The following is a 14,090-nucleotide window of genomic DNA, read 5'->3' on the forward strand; positions in this document are numbered from 1 at the left end:
TGTGTTTTTTTGTTGAGGATACGGGGTTTATAGCGCGTTTCGCCATCTTACATTGGGTTGAGCGCTGTGAAGGAGGCCTTCACGGACCACTACCGCTCTCAGCCGACCACGGGGAGCCGGATCGAGCTTTCGCCCAGTGTCACCGAAACCTTCGTCCCCGCCGGGTAGTGCAGCGTGTAGTCCCGGTCGGTCACCAGGAGCACGACGCCGAGGCGGTGCCCGGCCTTCAGCTGGTATTGCCGCGGCTGCAGGTCCCAGTCGAAGGAGTACGTCCGCCCGGCCTGGATCGGCTCGGTCCGGCTGTCGGAATGCCGGTTCCGCACGTCCAGCCAGCCGCGGCTGATCACGTCGTACGGCGTCTGCGCGGTGGTGTAGGCGTACTTCGGCCGGCACCCGGAATCAGCGCCGAGCGTGTCCCCGAAGCACCAGCTGTCCTTCGTCGGGCCGAATCCGGTGATCCGCTGGTCGGTGCCGTAGTCCACGAGCAGCGCGCTCAGGTACGGCGACTTCCCGTCCACCGACGCCCGCACGCTGACCTCGGGCGTCCCGGAGATGCGGACGTCCTTCGGCAGCGGCTCCGACACGTACAGCAGGCGGTTCGGATCGGTCTTGTCCTGCGCGGCGATCAGGCTGTCCGCCGTCCTCGCCGGGTCGTCCACGAACTGCTGCTTCCGCCCGTAACCGGGCACCCACGGGCCGAGCACGCCCGGCTGGTCCCCGTGCGACGCGCCGAGCCGCAGCGTGACGTCGTGCGCGCCAGGTTCCGGGTAGTCGCGGTAGTCGGTCCATTTCCCCGGCGACGTCTCGAAGTGCACCTTCGGCTGCTTCAGCACGTTGTTGCGGACGCCGTAGAGCTCGTGGTCGAACCACTGGTGCACCGCGTCGAGCCAGAACTGCTGCGCGACGTAGAGCGGGTCGTCGTGCGCGGCCTGGTGCAGCCACAGCTTGCGGGTGATGTCGTTGCGGCCCAAGGCTTCCCACAGATCGGTGAAGTTCTTGGGCTTGACGTTCCAGTCGTTGATCCCGGCGACCTGGAACACGCTGCCGTGGTAGTTGCCGAGGTCCTTGGCGAAGTTCCGTTGGTCCCAGAAGGCGTTGTAGTCCCCGGAAACCCGGTCCATCGCCTTCTCCATCTCGTGGATCGGGCCCGCGCACACCTCCGGGTTCTTGCGGGTCAGCACCACTTTCGCATGTAGATCGGCGTCCTCGCCGACGTACCCGCCGGGCGACACGACCCCGCCTTCCGCGCGGTAGTAGTCGTACCAGCTCGCGATGCCGGAGATCGAGACGATCGTCTTCAGCCCCTTGACCCCGGTGCTCGCGACCGCGACCGGCAGCGTGCCGTCGTAGCTCTTGCCCGCCATCGCGACGTTGCCGGTGGACCAGGAGGCCTTGATCTCCTTGCCGTCCTTGGTGAACGCCTTCGCCTTGCCGGTCAGCCATTCCACGACCGTCTTCATGCCGGTCTTCTCTTCGGGCCCGATCGCGCTCGGGCAGCCGTCGGAGTCGCCGGTGCCGAGCGTGTTCGCCGACAGCACGGCGTAGCCGCGGGAGACGAAGTAGTTGTCGTAGTAGACCCGGTTGTAGTTCACCGGGGGCTGGGGGCCGGTCGGCGGTGTCCACGGCGAGATCCGCGGCACGTCGGTGACGTCGGCGGGGTGGTACGGCGCGTCGATCGTGCCGCCGAAGTACGGGCTCGGCTCGATGATGCTGGCGACCTTCAGCCCGCCGTCGGTTTCCTTCGGCCGGGTGACGTACACCGACACCCGGTCCCGTTTGCCGTCGCGGTCGCTGTCGACCGGTGTTTCGACGTAGACCTGTTCCCGCACCGCCTTCGCGTAGTCGTAGACGGGTTTCGTCTCGCCGTCACGGATCACCACCTGCCTCGCCGGATCGTCGGCTGCCGACGCCGGCACGGCGGTGGAGAGCAGGGAGACGCTCGCCAGCCCGATCGCGGCGAGCACACGCATGGTTCGCATTGCCCCTCCAGAGCCACCCAGTAATAGGTGTGACACTGGCCCCTGCGGTGCCCTGGCGCAACCCACTTAGCGCGGGTTTCACTCCGCCCGCGCAAGAAAGGGCAGGAGGAGCGCCGCGGTCCGCAGTGGATCCTCGAGCATGGGCGAATGCCCCACGCCGGACAGCAACTCGACGCGCGCGCCCGCGACCACGCCGTAGTCGGCGGAGGAGGAAGAACGCCATCTCCGGTCTTCTTCGCCGAAGATCACCAGGAGCGGTTTACCGAGGGATTTCAGCCGATCAGGGAGTGGCCGCTGCGCCAGATAGCCGCTGGACGCCCGGAATGTCTCGGTGAAGGCGTGGTAGGTCATCCCGCGCACGTCGTCCACGAGCTGCTGGGGAATCACGAAACCCGGGCGGCTGAAGGCCGGGCTCATGGCCTGGCGGATCTGCTCGTCGGTCAGCTCCGGCCACTGTGCGGGGCCGATGGCGAACTCCTGCGCGATGAACGCGTCCGAGCAGGGCCCGGTGTTGATGAGCGCGAGCGCGGTCACCAGGCCAGGGCGTTGCTCGGCGAGGGCGGTGGCGACCGAGCCGCCGGTGGAGTGTCCGACCACGACGGCACTGCGCACGCCGAGCAAATCCAGCACCTCGCCTGCCCGCCGTCCCTGGTCCGGGATCTCGTAGCTCGCGCCGTCCGGTTTGGCGGATCGGCCGTGGCCGAGCAGGTCGAGCCGGACGACGCGATGCGCCCCGGCCAGCATCGGCACCAGCGGATCCCAGGAACGGACCGACGACGCGGACCCGTGGACGAGCAGGACCGCGGGGGCGTCACGGGGGCCGTCCTGGCGGACGTGGAGAGGCCCGTCGGCCAGGGGCAGGGTCGATTCCTCGGTGGTTTCGTCAGTCATGAGCCCACTTTGCGCACCGGTGCGCTCCGAAGGCTTGGAAGAATGTTACGTGTCCCAGCCGGCGGGAAGGCCCTGGATGCCGAACTCGCGGCGTAGCACCGCCTTCGCCGCGTGCATTCCGGCCATCCCGTGGACACCGGATCCGGGCGGCGTCGCGGCTGAGCAGAGGTACACGCCACTCAGCGGCGTGCGGTAGGGGTTCCAGCGCGGTGCCGGGCGGGCGAGCAACTGCCGCAGACTCACCGCACCCCCGGCGATGTCCCCGCCGACGTAGTTCGCGTTGTAGGCCTCCAGTTCCGACGCCGGCCGGGCGGCCGACGCGAGGATCGTGTCGGAGAAACCGGGCGCGAACCGCTCGATCCGGCGCCGGACGGCATCGGTGGCGTCGAGTGGATCGCCGTGCGGCACGTGCGCGTATGTCCACACTGGACGCTTGCCGGGCAGCCCCCGGGACGGGTCGGCGGTCATCGGCTCGGAGAGGAGCACGAACGGCTCGTCCGCGCGCCTGCCCGCCGCGACGGTGTTCTCCGCCGCGTGCACCGCGGCCCGCGTCCCTCCGATGTGGACGGTCCCGGCCGTGCCGATTCGCTTGTCGCGCCACGGAATCGGTTCCGATACGAGGAAGTCCACCTTCGCCGCACCGGGGCCGTACCGGTACCGCTCCAGTGCCCGGCGGTATCCGGCGGGCAGCAGTTCGCCCGCGATGCCGAGCACGCCGCGGGGCACGAGGTCGAGCAGGACGGCGCGGGCGTGCGCGAGCTGCCGCAGGTCGGTCACCCGGCTGTCGCGATGGATCCGGCCGCCGTGCGCGACCAGGTCCGCGGCGAGTGCGTCGACGATCGACTGGCTGCCGCCGCGCGGGATCGGCCAGCCGGTCGCGTGCGCGAGGTGACCGAGGAGCAGCGCCGCGCCCGCCGCGGGCAGAGCGGGCAGCGGGGACATCGTGTGCGCGGCGACGCCGGCCAGCAGGGCGGGGGCTTCCGGACCGCGGAACCCGAGGCCCTGGGTGAGGATCCGGGCCAGCAGCAGGGCGGCCGCGCGCGGGTCGCGCGGGAGGTGCCGGAGGTCGCCGAGCAATGCCTCGACGACGCCGGGGCTGCGGGCGACGAGCGGCCCCATGAGACGTCGCCAGCGATCGCCGTCGGCGCCGAGCCCGGCGCAGGTCCGGTCCAGGCCGGGATAGGCCAGCGCGGTGCGGTGCTCGTCGATCGGATGGGCGTAGGAGATCTCCGGGTGGAGCAGCTCGACCCCGTGGGCGGCGAGGTCGAACCCGCGGAAGAACGGCGAGGCCGCGGCCATCGGATGCACCGCGGCGCAGACGTCGTGCCGGACGTCGGCGTCGAACAGCGGCACCGTGCGGGCACCACCGCCGATCTCGGCGGCGGACTCGTACACTTCGACGCCGAGACCGGCTCTGGCCAGCAGGACCGCGGCGGCCAGGCCGTTGGGGCCGGAGCCGACGACGGCGACTTCGGCGGACACACCGACCACCTCCCCTGCCCGAACACCTGATCGAATATTGTCGTACCCGCGTCCTATGTTGTCCCCGTGCCCACCCAACCAGGCTGGGCCTCGCCCGAACAGGAAGGGGGACCATTGCCCGACCACGACATGCTGCTCGCGCGGGTCCGGAAGCTGCTCGCCAAGGCGGAGGACCCGGCGGTCACCGAGGCGGAAGCCGAGCTGTACAACACCAAGGCCGCCGAGCTGATCGCGCGGTACGGGATCGACCGCGCGATGGTCGCCGACGCGGGCGCGGGAGCCGACGAGATCGGCATGCGCAAGATCCCGCTCGACAATCCCTACAGCAGGGACAAGGCCACGCTGCTGACCAACATCGCGTTCCCGTTGCGCTGCCGCACGCTGCTGCATCGCGCGGCCAAGGGTGTCGAGGCGGTGACCGTCTTCGGGTTCCGCTCCGACCTCGAACGCGTGGAGCTGCTGTTCACCAGCCTGCTGTTGCAGGCGACAACACAGCTGACCAGGGTACGGCCGGAGAACCGCGTCTTCCGCGGTGAATCGCTGGCCGCGTACCGGCGGACGTGGCTGCACGGGTTCGCGCGGGCGGTGTACGAACGGTTGCGCCAAGCCGAGGAGCGCGCGGTGCAGGGCCACACCGCGATGTCGGCGAGCGGGCGCTCGGCCGAGCTGGTCGTCCGCGATCGCACCGCGATGGTGCAGCAGGCCTTCGACGAGCAGTTCAGCGATCTGCGCGCGGCCCCGCCCCGGCGGCTGTCGGGCACCGGCTACCTCGACGGCCACCACGCGGGCACCAACGCCAACCTGAGCCCGACGACGCTGACCAAGCGGAGGAAGGTGCTGCCCATGCGCTGAGTTTCCCGCGGAGCCACGATCCGCGCGCTTCGCCCGGAAGCAGGTATCCCGGCCATGATCATCTCGGTTTACTGTGCCGATGCGCGTTGTGGATCTCTCCGGCAGGCCGGATCTGGTCGATCCCGCACTGCGGCTCGGTGACGTCGGCGGCGAATTCCTCTATCGCGGCCCCGGCGGCAAGGTGATCGCACCCGAGCGATTGCTGAAGCACTGGGGCCAGTATTCCCTTGTTCTTCTCGATGACGACGACACGCTGATGGCGCGGGCGCTGTCCATTCCGGTCGCGTTCCCGACCGCGGACCGCTCCGAACTGCCCGACGACGGCTGGGACGCGGCACTGCGCTGGGCCGTCGAGGACCTTGTCGACGGTCGCGCACCGACCACTCTGGTGGCACTCGAAATCGTGGTGGCGCGGCACCTGCTGGGCACCGGTCTCTCGACGCACGCGCTGAAGGCGTTCAAGGCTCGCGCCGTCGAAACCGGACTGACCCGGCTGGTAGCGCCGGTGCGCCCGATCGGCAAGGAAGCCGAGCCGGACGTGCCGATGCCGGAGTACGCGTTTCGCCGCCGGGACGACGGTTTGTTCGCCGACCGCTGGCTGCGGACCCATGAGCGGCTGGGCGCGCGGCTGGTGAAGATCGCGCCCTTCGCGCTGACGGTCACCGGCACGCTCGCCCAGTGGCGGGAGTGGACCGGGGTCAAGCTCGCCGATGGTCCGAACCGGATCCCCGGCGGCATCGCCCCGGTCCACGCCTCGGTGTCGCACGACGTCGGCATCTACGTCGAGCCCAACGTCTGGATGGACCACCCGCTGTAGGCCGAGTCGTCCGTCCAGGTACGCGAGTTCGCCATCCAGGTACGCGAGTTACGCGTCCAATCACGCGAGTTCCGTGCCCGATCACGCAAGATCGCCGTTCCCGCACGGAATTCCCGTGGTCCCGGCCGGGCAGATCGGCTCTACTGGGCCGATGCGCATGGAAGACCTGGCGACCCGCCCGGATCTGCGGCGGCCCGCGCTCGGCCTCGGTGCCGTCGGCGGGGAGTTCCTGGGCCACGACGTGGTGGGCCTGCTGGCGAAGTCGAAGCGGCTGGCCGCGCGGTGGCCCGAGTTCTTCCTGGTGCTGCTGGACGACGACGTCCCGGTGGCGCGTGCCGCCGCGATCCCGGTGGAGTTCCCGACGCCTGAGCGGCCGGAACTGCCCGAGCACGGCTGGGACGGCGCGTTACTGTGGGCCGCCGAGGACGTCATGGACGGGCGGGCCCCGACCACGCTGGTCGCCATCGAGGTCACGGTGGCCGAGCACGCGCGGGGCCGCGGGCTCGCCGCGGTCATGCTCTCGGAGCTGAGGGCGCGGGCACGTGCCGCCGGGCTGTCACGACTTGTCGTCCCGGTGCGGCCGACCGGACTGGAGCAGCGACCGGATGAGTCCATTGTGGACTACGTGACCCGGAAGCGTCCGGACGGCTCGTTCGCCGACCCGTGGTTGCGCACGCACGAACGGCTCGGCGCGCGGCTGATCGGCGTCGCGCCGTTCGCGATGACGGTCACCGGCACGCTCGCGCAGTGGCGGGAGTGGACCGGCGTCGAATTTGTCGACGGGCTCAACACGGTCCCTGGCGGTCTCGCGCCCGTGCTGGCTTCGGTGGCGCGCGACCTCGGCGTCTACGTCGAGCCGAACGTGTGGCTGGACCACCCGCTGTGACACCCCGGCTCACCACCGGACGGGCAACGCGTCGAGCTGCCACGTGCCCGGATTCGGTCCGTGCCGGAGTTCCTCCGGCTCGACCGCGAGCGCGAGTCCGGGATAGCGCCGGAACAACGCACCGAAGGCGATCTCGGCCTCTTGCCGGGCCAGCGCGGCGCCGAGGCAGTAGTGCGGTCCCGCGCCGAAGCCGACGTGGGTTTCCGCGCGCCCGGGATCGCGGGTGATGTCGAGCCGCTCGGGGGTGGCGAATTCGCGCGGGTCGTAGTTGGCTCCGGCGAGCACCGGCATCACGGCCTCGCCGCGGCGGACCAGTTCGCCGCCGATCTCGACGTCTTCGGCGGCGTAGCGCATCCGGGTGCCCAGTCCGGGGCCGCACCAGCGCATCAGCTCGTGCACGGCCTTCGGCAGCAGGGCGGGGTCGGCGCGGAGCAGGGCGAGCTGATCGGGATGGGTCAGCAGCGCGGCGGTGCCGTTGGCCAGCAGATGCGCGGTGGTCTCATGCCCGGCGACCACGAGGTTCTGCACCAGCGCGATCATCTCGACGTCGCTGAGCCGGTCGCCGTCCTCGGCCTGTGCGCGGACCAGTCCGGTGATCAGGTCGTCCGCGGGGTGGTGCCGCCGGAATTCGAGGAGAACCCGGACGTGATCCACCATTCCCGCCAGTGCCTCGGCCACTCCGGGCCCGAATCCCGCGGCCAGCGCGGCACTCCAGTCCCGCCACTGCGGCCGGTCCTTCTCGGGGATGCCGACCAGTTCGCAGATCACCGCGATCGGCAGCGGATAGGCGAAGTGGCGCAACAGATCGACGACGCCGTCCTCGGCTCGCCCGGGTAGCTCGTCCAGGAGGCGCTCGGTGAGTTCGGCGATCCGGGGACGCAGCTCGGTGACCCGTCGCACGGTGAACGCCCTGGTGACCAGCCCGCGCAGCCGGGCGTGCTCGGCGCCGTCGACCTCGCTGACTCCGGCCTTCAGGTAGACGAAGTGCTCTTCGGGGATCCCCGTGGCACGCCACAGCTGTTCCCGCAGGTCCACCGCGCCCGGCACGGCCGCGGCGGAGCTGACGAACCGCGGATCGCTCATGACGAGCTTGACGTCGTCGTACCGGGTGACCAGCCACATCGGCTCGATGCCGGGCACGACCGCCTTGGCCAGCGCCGCACGCTCCCGGATCCGCGAATACGCCGTGAACGGATCCCGCACGAGTTCGGCGTCGGTGAGGTCCACCATGCCTTCGGATGTCGTCATCACATGTTCCTATCATCTGAATGTGATCCCATCCTGGCGTGCTCGTGAAAGGCCTGTCAACCGCCACGAATCCGGACCACGTGGTAATCCGAGTCGGCACCTGCTAACTTTTATTGGCATGTGGGGGACGTCGTGGTGAGCGGCTCTTCGCCGACCGGCGACGAGCTCGTCCGGCTGCTCGGGACGCTCGCGAATCCACACCGGCTGCGCATCGTCGCCGCGCTGCTCGCCGAACGCGCCTACGTCAGCGAGCTGGCGCGCGAGCTGCGGATCAGCCGCGCGCTCCTCCAGGTACACCTGCGCAAGCTGGAGGCGGCGGGGCTGGTGACGTCCAGTCTCGAGGTCTCGGCCGACGGCAAGGCCATGAAGTTCTACGAGGTCACGCCGTTTTCGGTCCAGCTCACCCCGCAGGCCGTCGCGGCGGCGGTACCGACACTGAGCACACCGGATTCCGTCCAGGGGGACGGCTCGGACGAGGGAGCACGGTCATGAACTGGCACCAGTGGCAGGAAATCATCGGCGTGACCGGGGTCTTCGTGCTGATCACCGTCGTGCTCACCGTCGCCATCGTGCAGCTGGCCTCGACCTGGCGGGCCAAGGCGGCGCTGGCGCGCGAGCACGAGTACCGGGCACTGGCCGACCGGGCGACGCGGTCGCAGGAGGAGACCGAACGGCGTCTCGCGGACGTCCAGGACCGGTTGCGCTCCATCGAGCGAGTCCTCAAGGAGGTCGAATAAGACCGTCGGATAAGACCAAGGCCCTGGGCCGCCGAGCGGCAACTCGACGGCCCAGGAGGAAGAAGCACCACCTCGCCCGAAGGCGAGTCCTTACGCAGATCGCTCCTTCACGGAAGGACTTTAGTTCATGCTGCCCACAGGCACCCCGGACCGGCGGGGGCCGGTGATCGAGCGGATCGCGGGCTGGTCGATCCGGCACCGCGCCGCGGTCCTCCTCGGCTGGCTCGCGCTCGTCGTGCTCGCACTGACCGTCGGCTCGCTCGTCCCCGGTTCCAGTCTCCCCAGCTCCGACGCCGGGGAATCCGGTACGGCACAAGGGATTCTCCGCGCTCAGAACATCTACGAGCCACTGCTGGAAAACGTCCTCGTCCAACGACGTGAACAGCGCGACGACGTCGAACTCCGTTCGGCGACCGACGATCTCGTGCGCACCCTCCAGGCGTCGGGCGCGGTCACCGGTCTCCGTACGCCGGTCGACGCACCGGACGGCAGGTCGCGGCTGGTGACGTTCCAGATCACCGGCACCGACACGGAAATCCGTCCGCATTTCACCGCGGCGAGCGCGGCCGTCGACGCCGTGGCCGCGCGGCATCCCGCGATCCTGGTGGCGCAGGCCGGGGATCTGAGCCTGAGCACCGTGGTGGACAAGAGCATCAAACAGGACATCAAGCGGTCCGAACTGATCTCGCTCCCGCTCACCGTGGTGATCCTGCTGTTCGTCTTCGGGTCGCTGATCGCCGCGTCGATCCCGCTGCTGCTGACCGCGACCACGGTGGCCGCGACGTTCGGCTTTCTGTCCGCTGTGGACAAAGTGGTACCGATCAACAGCGCCACCACCGTGATGACGCTGCTCATCGGGACCGCGGTCGGAGTCGACTACTCATTGTTCTTCCTCCGCCGGGAACGCGAGGAACGCGCTGCCGGGCGCCCGGTCGACGACGCGATCCGGACCGCCGCCGGCACCTCGGGCCGGGTCGTGGTCGTCTCCGGGCTCACCGTCGCGTTGTGTGTGGCCGGGCTGGGTTTCACCGGGCTCGACCAGCTCCGCGGGTTCGCGATCAGCTCGATCCTGGTGGTCGGCCTGACCGTCGCCGCGTCGGTGACCGCGCTGCCCGCGCTGCTTTCGCTGCTCGGGCACTGGGTCGACCGCGGCAGGCTGCCCTGGCTCGGCCGGCGCCGGACCACGGCCGATCATTCCCGGTTCTGGGCCAAGGTCGCCGAGGTCGTCACGCGGCGCCCGACGCTGTGGGGCGGGCTCGCCGTCGTGCTCCTCGCCGTCCTGGCGCTGCCTGCGAGCCGGATCCAGCTCCAGGCGCCGCTGGCCACGGAAAGCCTGCCGCGCAGCGTCCCGGTGATCGACGCCGCGGTACGCATGCAGGACGCCTTCCCTGGTGCGGCCATCCCCGCACACGTCGTCGTCTGGAACGAACGCGGCGGGCCGGTCGACACCCCGGCCGTGCGCAACGCCATCGGCGAACTCGGGGCGCGGACCGCGGGGCCGGTCGTGACGGTGTCCGTCGACCGGGCACTCGTCGTCCGGGTTCCCTTGGCGGGTAACGGTTCCCTGGCTTCCGACCAGGCACTGGGAACGCTGCGGGACCATGTGCTCCCGCAAACCCTGGGCAAGGTCGGCGGGGTCGGATTCGCCGTCGCGGGCAAGACCGCCATCGCACACGACTTCGCGGCGAAGGTGGCCGACCGGACACCCTACGTCTTCGGGTTCATCCTGCTGCTCGCGTTCGTCCTGCTATGGGCGGCGTTCCGCTCGATCGGCGTCGCGATCATGTCGATCGCGCTGAACCTGCTCTCGGTCGGCGCCGCGTACGGGGTGCTGACGTGGGTGTTCCAGGACGGGAATTTCGCGTCACTGCTGGGATTCACCCCGTACGGCGGCGTGCTCGACTGGCTCCCGGTGTTCCTGTTCGTGCTGTTGTTCGGGCTCAGCATGGATTACCACATCTTCATCCTTAGCCGGATCCGCGAACGCTGGCTGTCCGGGATGAGCGCCCGCGACGCGATCATCGGCGGCACCGCCTCGGGGGCGGGCGTAGTCACCAGTGCGGCGGTGATCATGACCGGTGTCTTCAGCGTTTTCCTTACGCTGAGCGCGATCGAGTACAAGATGATCGGCCTCGGGATGGCGTTCGCGATCCTGCTCGACGCGACGCTGATCCGCGGGGTCCTGCTGCCCGCCGCGCTCACCGTGCTCGGGCGCCGGCTGGGGAAACCCGTCAGCCCAGCAGACCGGGACGCCGGTCCGCGAACCGTGTCGCCTGCTCGAAAGCGTGTCCGGCCCGTAGCACGCTGAGTTCCGCGCGGTGCGCTCCGACGAGCTGCACGCCCACGGGAAGCCCGTCCGGGGTGAAGCCGGCAGGCACCGACAGCGCCGGGCTTCCCGTGGCGCTCACGAAGTACGCCGAGCTCATCCAGCCCAGATAGTCCTCCATCGGCACGCCGTCGACCGACGCCGGGTACTCCAGCTCGGCGTCGAACGGCGGCACCTGGCTGACCGGCAGCAGCAGGACGTCGTACCGCTCGAAGAATTCCCGGGTGCGATGGAACAACGCGGTGTGCAGCACTTCGGCCCGCGCGATGTCCACACCGGACAGCCGGAGCCCTTCCCCCACGTTCTGCGCCAAGGTCGCCTTGAGCCGATCGCGGTGCTCCGCGTGGGTTTGCGCGAAACTCCACGCGCGCAAGGTGCGGAACACCTCGTCGGCGCCGGTGAAGTCGACACAGTCCCGTTCGACGTGGCAGCCGAGATCCTCGAAGGTCCGCGCAGCCCGCTCGACGACCGCGGCCACCGCCGGGTCGACCGGGAGACTGCCGCCGAGATCCGGCGACCACGCCACGCGCAGCCCGCGCGGATCGGCCTCGAGTGGTTGCGCGAACACGGATCCCGGCGTTTCCAGCGACGTCGGATCCCGCGGATCGGGCCCTGCCATGACCGACAGCAGCAGCGCCGCGTCGGCGACAGTGCGGGCCATCGGGCCCTTCACCGCCATCGTCGTCCACCCCATCGCGCGCGGCCAGTCCGGCACGCGACCGGGCGAGGGCCGGAAGCCGACGACGTTGCAGAACGACGCCGGGTTGCGCAGCGAACCGCCCATGTCGCTGCCGTCGGCGAGCGGGTGCATCCCGCAGGCGAGCGCGGCCGCCGCGCCGCCGCTGCTGCCGCCCGCGGACCGCGTGGGGTCGTAGGGATTGCGGGTCAGGCCGAAAACCGGGTTGAACGTGTGCGAGCCGGCGGCGAACTCGGGCACGTTCGTCTTGCCGATCGTGATGACCCCGGCCGCGCGCAGCCGTTCGACGAGCAGTTCGTCGCGCTCGGGCACGTAGTCGGCGAGCAGCGGCGAACCGTAGGTCGTGCGGATGCCCGCGGTCTCGTGACTGTCCTTGTGCGCCATGGGAATCCCGTGCAGCGGCCCGACGTCCTCGCCTGCCGCGAGCCGCTCGTCGGCCGCCGCGGCCGCACTGAGAGCGCTTTCGGCGGTGCGGGTGACGACGGCGTTGACCTGCGGGTTGACCTGCTCGATGCGGTCCAGGTGCGCCTGCGTGACCTCGCGCGCGGACACCTCCCGCGTCCGGAGCCGATCGGCGAGTTCACGAGCGGTCAGGGCGCAGATCTCGGATTCGGCCACCCGGCCATCTGATCACCACGCCCCGGCTCACGGCAAGACCTCGGCGTCAGCAGCCGCAGGCGACGGCGGACACCGGCGCGGCCAGCGGGTCCGCGTCGGTCTTCCGCCGCCCGCCCGCGGAGTCCACCGGAAAGCCCTCGCGGACCCAGTACTCGTAACCGCCGATCATCTCCTTGACCCGGTAACCGAGCCGGGCGAAGGCGAGCGCGGCGCGGGTCGCGCCGTTGCAGCCGGGGCCCCAGCAGTAGGTGACCACGACGGCGTCGTGCGGGACGAGGTCGCGGGCGCGTTCGGCGATCCGCGCGGTCGGCAGGTGGAGGGCGCCGGGAATGTGCCCCTGGTCCCAGGATTCGACGCTGCGGGAGTCGACGACGACCAGGCCCGCGACGCGGGCTTCGAGGTCGGCGTGGACGTCGCTGACGTCGGCCTCGAACGCGAGGCGCCCCGCGAAGTGGGCGGCGGCCTCGGCCGGGGTGGCCGGTGAGGTGACGAGAACTGTGCTCATGGCGTTCATCGTGCTGGGCGTGGCTCCGGGCGAACAGTGGCGTGAACGCCGCTGTTCGCTAAGATCCCGCCATGCCCACGGTCTCGGTCCTGCTCTACGACGGCATGTCCGCATTCGAACTGGGCATCGTCACCGAGGTCTTCGGCCTGCCCCGGCCGGAGTTCGACGTCGACTGGTACCGGCTGACGATCTGCTCCGCACGTCCGGGCCCGGTGCGGGTCGTCGGCGGCGCCACGCTGCACGCCGACGGCGACCTCGACGCCTTCGCCTCGGCGACCACGGTCATCGTGCCCGGCGTCGGCGATATCCACGGCGACTGCCCGCCCGCGGTGATTTCCGCTCTACGCTTGGCTTTCCGGCGCGGCGCACGGATCGTGTCGATCTGCTCGGGCGCCTTCGCGCTAGCCGCGGCCGGACTGCTCGACGGCCGCCGCGCCGCGACACACTGGCAGTACGCCCCCGTCCTGGCACGCCGCTTCCCCCGCGTCGACGTCGACCCGGACGTCCTCTACCTCGACGATGATCCGATCCTGACGAGCGCGGGCAGCGCCGCCGGTCTGGACCTATGCCTGCACCTGGTACGCAAGGACCACGGCCCCACGATCGCCAACGCGGTCGCGCGCCGGCTGGTCGTCCCCGCGCACCGAGATGGTGGCCAGGCGCAGTTCATCGAATCGCCGGTGATCGCCGACGCGGACGACAGCCGCGTCACCGCCAGCATGTCGTGGGCGCTCTCGAACCTCACGGAACCCATCACCGTCGAGACGCTCGCGCGCACCGCGAACATGTCCCCACGCAGCTACCTCCGGCACTTCGCACGCAGCACCGGCACCAGCCCGATCCGCTGGCTCATCACCCAGCGCGTGCACGCAAGCCTGCCACTGCTGGAGAAGACCGCACTGCCGATCGACCACGTCGCCACGTCCGTCGGCTTCGACACAGCCGTGACCTACCGGCACCACTTCACGCGCACCATGCGCGTCACGCCGACGGCCTACCGCCGGAGCTTCGCCGTGTCAGGGGATGCCGGGCGACATCCCCTGACGTGACGT

General features: G+C 70.2%; 13 protein-coding genes. 7 read left to right on the top strand and 6 right to left on the bottom strand.

What is annotated here, in order from left to right; translation table 11 throughout:
• Positions 1-98: 98 nt before the first annotated feature.
• The 3 genes from ACFWX1_RS30755 to ACFWX1_RS30765 form a co-directional block, all read right to left on the bottom strand.
• Positions 99-1,979 carry a Xaa-Pro dipeptidyl-peptidase gene (locus tag ACFWX1_RS30755; RefSeq protein WP_378393259.1) on the bottom strand — a complete coding sequence of 627 codons (1,881 nt, stop codon included), beginning with the start codon at positions 1,977-1,979 and terminating at the stop codon, positions 99-101.
• A 78-nt stretch (positions 1,980-2,057) separates the two neighbouring features.
• Complete coding sequence (locus ACFWX1_RS30760; protein ID WP_378393260.1) at positions 2,058-2,870, bottom strand: alpha/beta fold hydrolase; 813 nt, start codon at positions 2,868-2,870, stop codon at positions 2,058-2,060.
• Between the two features lie 45 nt (positions 2,871-2,915).
• Positions 2,916-4,352 (bottom strand): phytoene desaturase family protein, encoded by a 1,437-nt coding sequence (locus ACFWX1_RS30765; RefSeq protein WP_378393261.1) that lies wholly within the window; start codon positions 4,350-4,352, stop codon positions 2,916-2,918.
• A gap of 114 nt (positions 4,353-4,466) precedes the next feature.
• On the opposite strand from ACFWX1_RS30765, the gene ACFWX1_RS30770 reads away from it, so the two are divergent.
• From ACFWX1_RS30770 to ACFWX1_RS30780, 3 genes are all read left to right on the top strand, one after another.
• Positions 4,467-5,204: a DUF2786 domain-containing protein gene (locus tag ACFWX1_RS30770; protein ID WP_378393297.1), complete on the top strand. Its 738-nt coding sequence runs from the start codon at positions 4,467-4,469 to the stop codon at positions 5,202-5,204.
• Between the two features lie 79 nt (positions 5,205-5,283).
• The gene (locus tag ACFWX1_RS30775; protein WP_378393262.1) at positions 5,284-6,021 is read left to right on the top strand and encodes a Long-chain-fatty-acid--CoA ligase; all 738 of its coding nucleotides are present in this window, start codon (positions 5,284-5,286) and stop codon (positions 6,019-6,021) included.
• 151 nt (positions 6,022-6,172) lie between these two features.
• Positions 6,173-6,907 (top strand): GNAT family N-acetyltransferase, encoded by a 735-nt coding sequence (locus tag ACFWX1_RS30780; protein ID WP_378393263.1) that lies wholly within the window; start codon positions 6,173-6,175, stop codon positions 6,905-6,907.
• A 9-nt stretch (positions 6,908-6,916) separates the two neighbouring features.
• Here ACFWX1_RS30780 and ACFWX1_RS30785 read toward each other — a convergent pair whose 3' ends face one another.
• Positions 6,917-8,155 carry a cytochrome P450 gene (locus ACFWX1_RS30785; protein WP_378393264.1) on the bottom strand — a complete coding sequence of 413 codons (1,239 nt, stop codon included), beginning with the start codon at positions 8,153-8,155 and terminating at the stop codon, positions 6,917-6,919.
• Between the two features lie 135 nt (positions 8,156-8,290).
• Between ACFWX1_RS30785 and ACFWX1_RS30790 the strand changes: the two genes are divergently transcribed.
• The 3 genes from ACFWX1_RS30790 to ACFWX1_RS30800 all read left to right on the top strand — a co-directional run bounded on the left by ACFWX1_RS30790 (position 8,291) and on the right by ACFWX1_RS30800 (position 11,200).
• Positions 8,291-8,647: an ArsR/SmtB family transcription factor gene (locus ACFWX1_RS30790; protein WP_378324395.1), complete on the top strand. Its 357-nt coding sequence runs from the start codon at positions 8,291-8,293 to the stop codon at positions 8,645-8,647.
• A complete protein-coding gene (locus ACFWX1_RS30795; protein ID WP_378324394.1) occupies positions 8,644-8,892 on the top strand; it encodes a hypothetical protein in 249 nt (82 codons plus the stop codon). Before ACFWX1_RS30790 ends, ACFWX1_RS30795 begins: the two co-directional genes overlap by 4 nt.
• A gap of 127 nt (positions 8,893-9,019) precedes the next feature.
• Positions 9,020-11,200, top strand: coding sequence for an MMPL family transporter (locus tag ACFWX1_RS30800; protein ID WP_378393265.1), 2,181 nt, complete (start codon positions 9,020-9,022; stop codon positions 11,198-11,200).
• Here the strand turns inward: ACFWX1_RS30800 and ACFWX1_RS30805 are convergent.
• Together ACFWX1_RS30805 and ACFWX1_RS30810 are read right to left on the bottom strand one after the other, a co-directional pair.
• Positions 11,124-12,533: an amidase gene (locus tag ACFWX1_RS30805; RefSeq protein WP_378393266.1), complete on the bottom strand. Its 1,410-nt coding sequence runs from the start codon at positions 12,531-12,533 to the stop codon at positions 11,124-11,126. The two genes, ACFWX1_RS30800 and ACFWX1_RS30805, sit on opposite strands and share 77 nt — an antisense overlap.
• A 46-nt stretch (positions 12,534-12,579) precedes the next feature.
• Entirely contained in the window at positions 12,580-13,038 is a 459-nt protein-coding gene (locus ACFWX1_RS30810; RefSeq protein WP_378393267.1) for a rhodanese-like domain-containing protein, read from the bottom strand.
• 71 nt (positions 13,039-13,109) lie between these two features.
• Between ACFWX1_RS30810 and ACFWX1_RS30815 the strand changes: the two genes are divergently transcribed.
• The gene (locus ACFWX1_RS30815; RefSeq protein WP_378393268.1) at positions 13,110-14,087 is read left to right on the top strand and encodes a helix-turn-helix domain-containing protein; all 978 of its coding nucleotides are present in this window, start codon (positions 13,110-13,112) and stop codon (positions 14,085-14,087) included.
• Positions 14,088-14,090: the final 3 nt, after the last annotated feature.

The sequence above is a fragment of the Amycolatopsis sp. NPDC059021 genome (genome assembly GCF_042739895.1).
Classification (GTDB): Bacteria; Actinomycetota; Actinomycetes; order Mycobacteriales; family Pseudonocardiaceae; genus Amycolatopsis.

Excerpts from the sequence above, each read along its gene's own strand:
- ACFWX1_RS30755 (WP_378393259.1), bottom strand. The coding sequence starts at position 1,979 with ATGCGAACCATGCGTGTGCTCGCCGCGATCGGGCTGGCGAGCGTCTCC.
- ACFWX1_RS30760 (WP_378393260.1), bottom strand. The coding sequence starts at position 2,870 with ATGACTGACGAAACCACCGAGGAATCGACCCTGCCCCTGGCCGACGGG.
- ACFWX1_RS30775 (WP_378393262.1), top strand. The coding sequence starts at position 5,284 with ATGCGCGTTGTGGATCTCTCCGGCAGGCCGGATCTGGTCGATCCCGCA.
- ACFWX1_RS30780 (WP_378393263.1), top strand. The coding sequence starts at position 6,173 with ATGCGCATGGAAGACCTGGCGACCCGCCCGGATCTGCGGCGGCCCGCG.
- ACFWX1_RS30785 (WP_378393264.1), bottom strand. The coding sequence starts at position 8,155 with ATGACGACATCCGAAGGCATGGTGGACCTCACCGACGCCGAACTCGTG.
- ACFWX1_RS30795 (WP_378324394.1), top strand. The coding sequence starts at position 8,644 with ATGAACTGGCACCAGTGGCAGGAAATCATCGGCGTGACCGGGGTCTTC.
- ACFWX1_RS30800 (WP_378393265.1), top strand. The coding sequence starts at position 9,020 with ATGCTGCCCACAGGCACCCCGGACCGGCGGGGGCCGGTGATCGAGCGG.
- ACFWX1_RS30810 (WP_378393267.1), bottom strand. The coding sequence starts at position 13,038 with ATGAGCACAGTTCTCGTCACCTCACCGGCCACCCCGGCCGAGGCCGCC.
- ACFWX1_RS30815 (WP_378393268.1), top strand. The coding sequence starts at position 13,110 with ATGCCCACGGTCTCGGTCCTGCTCTACGACGGCATGTCCGCATTCGAA.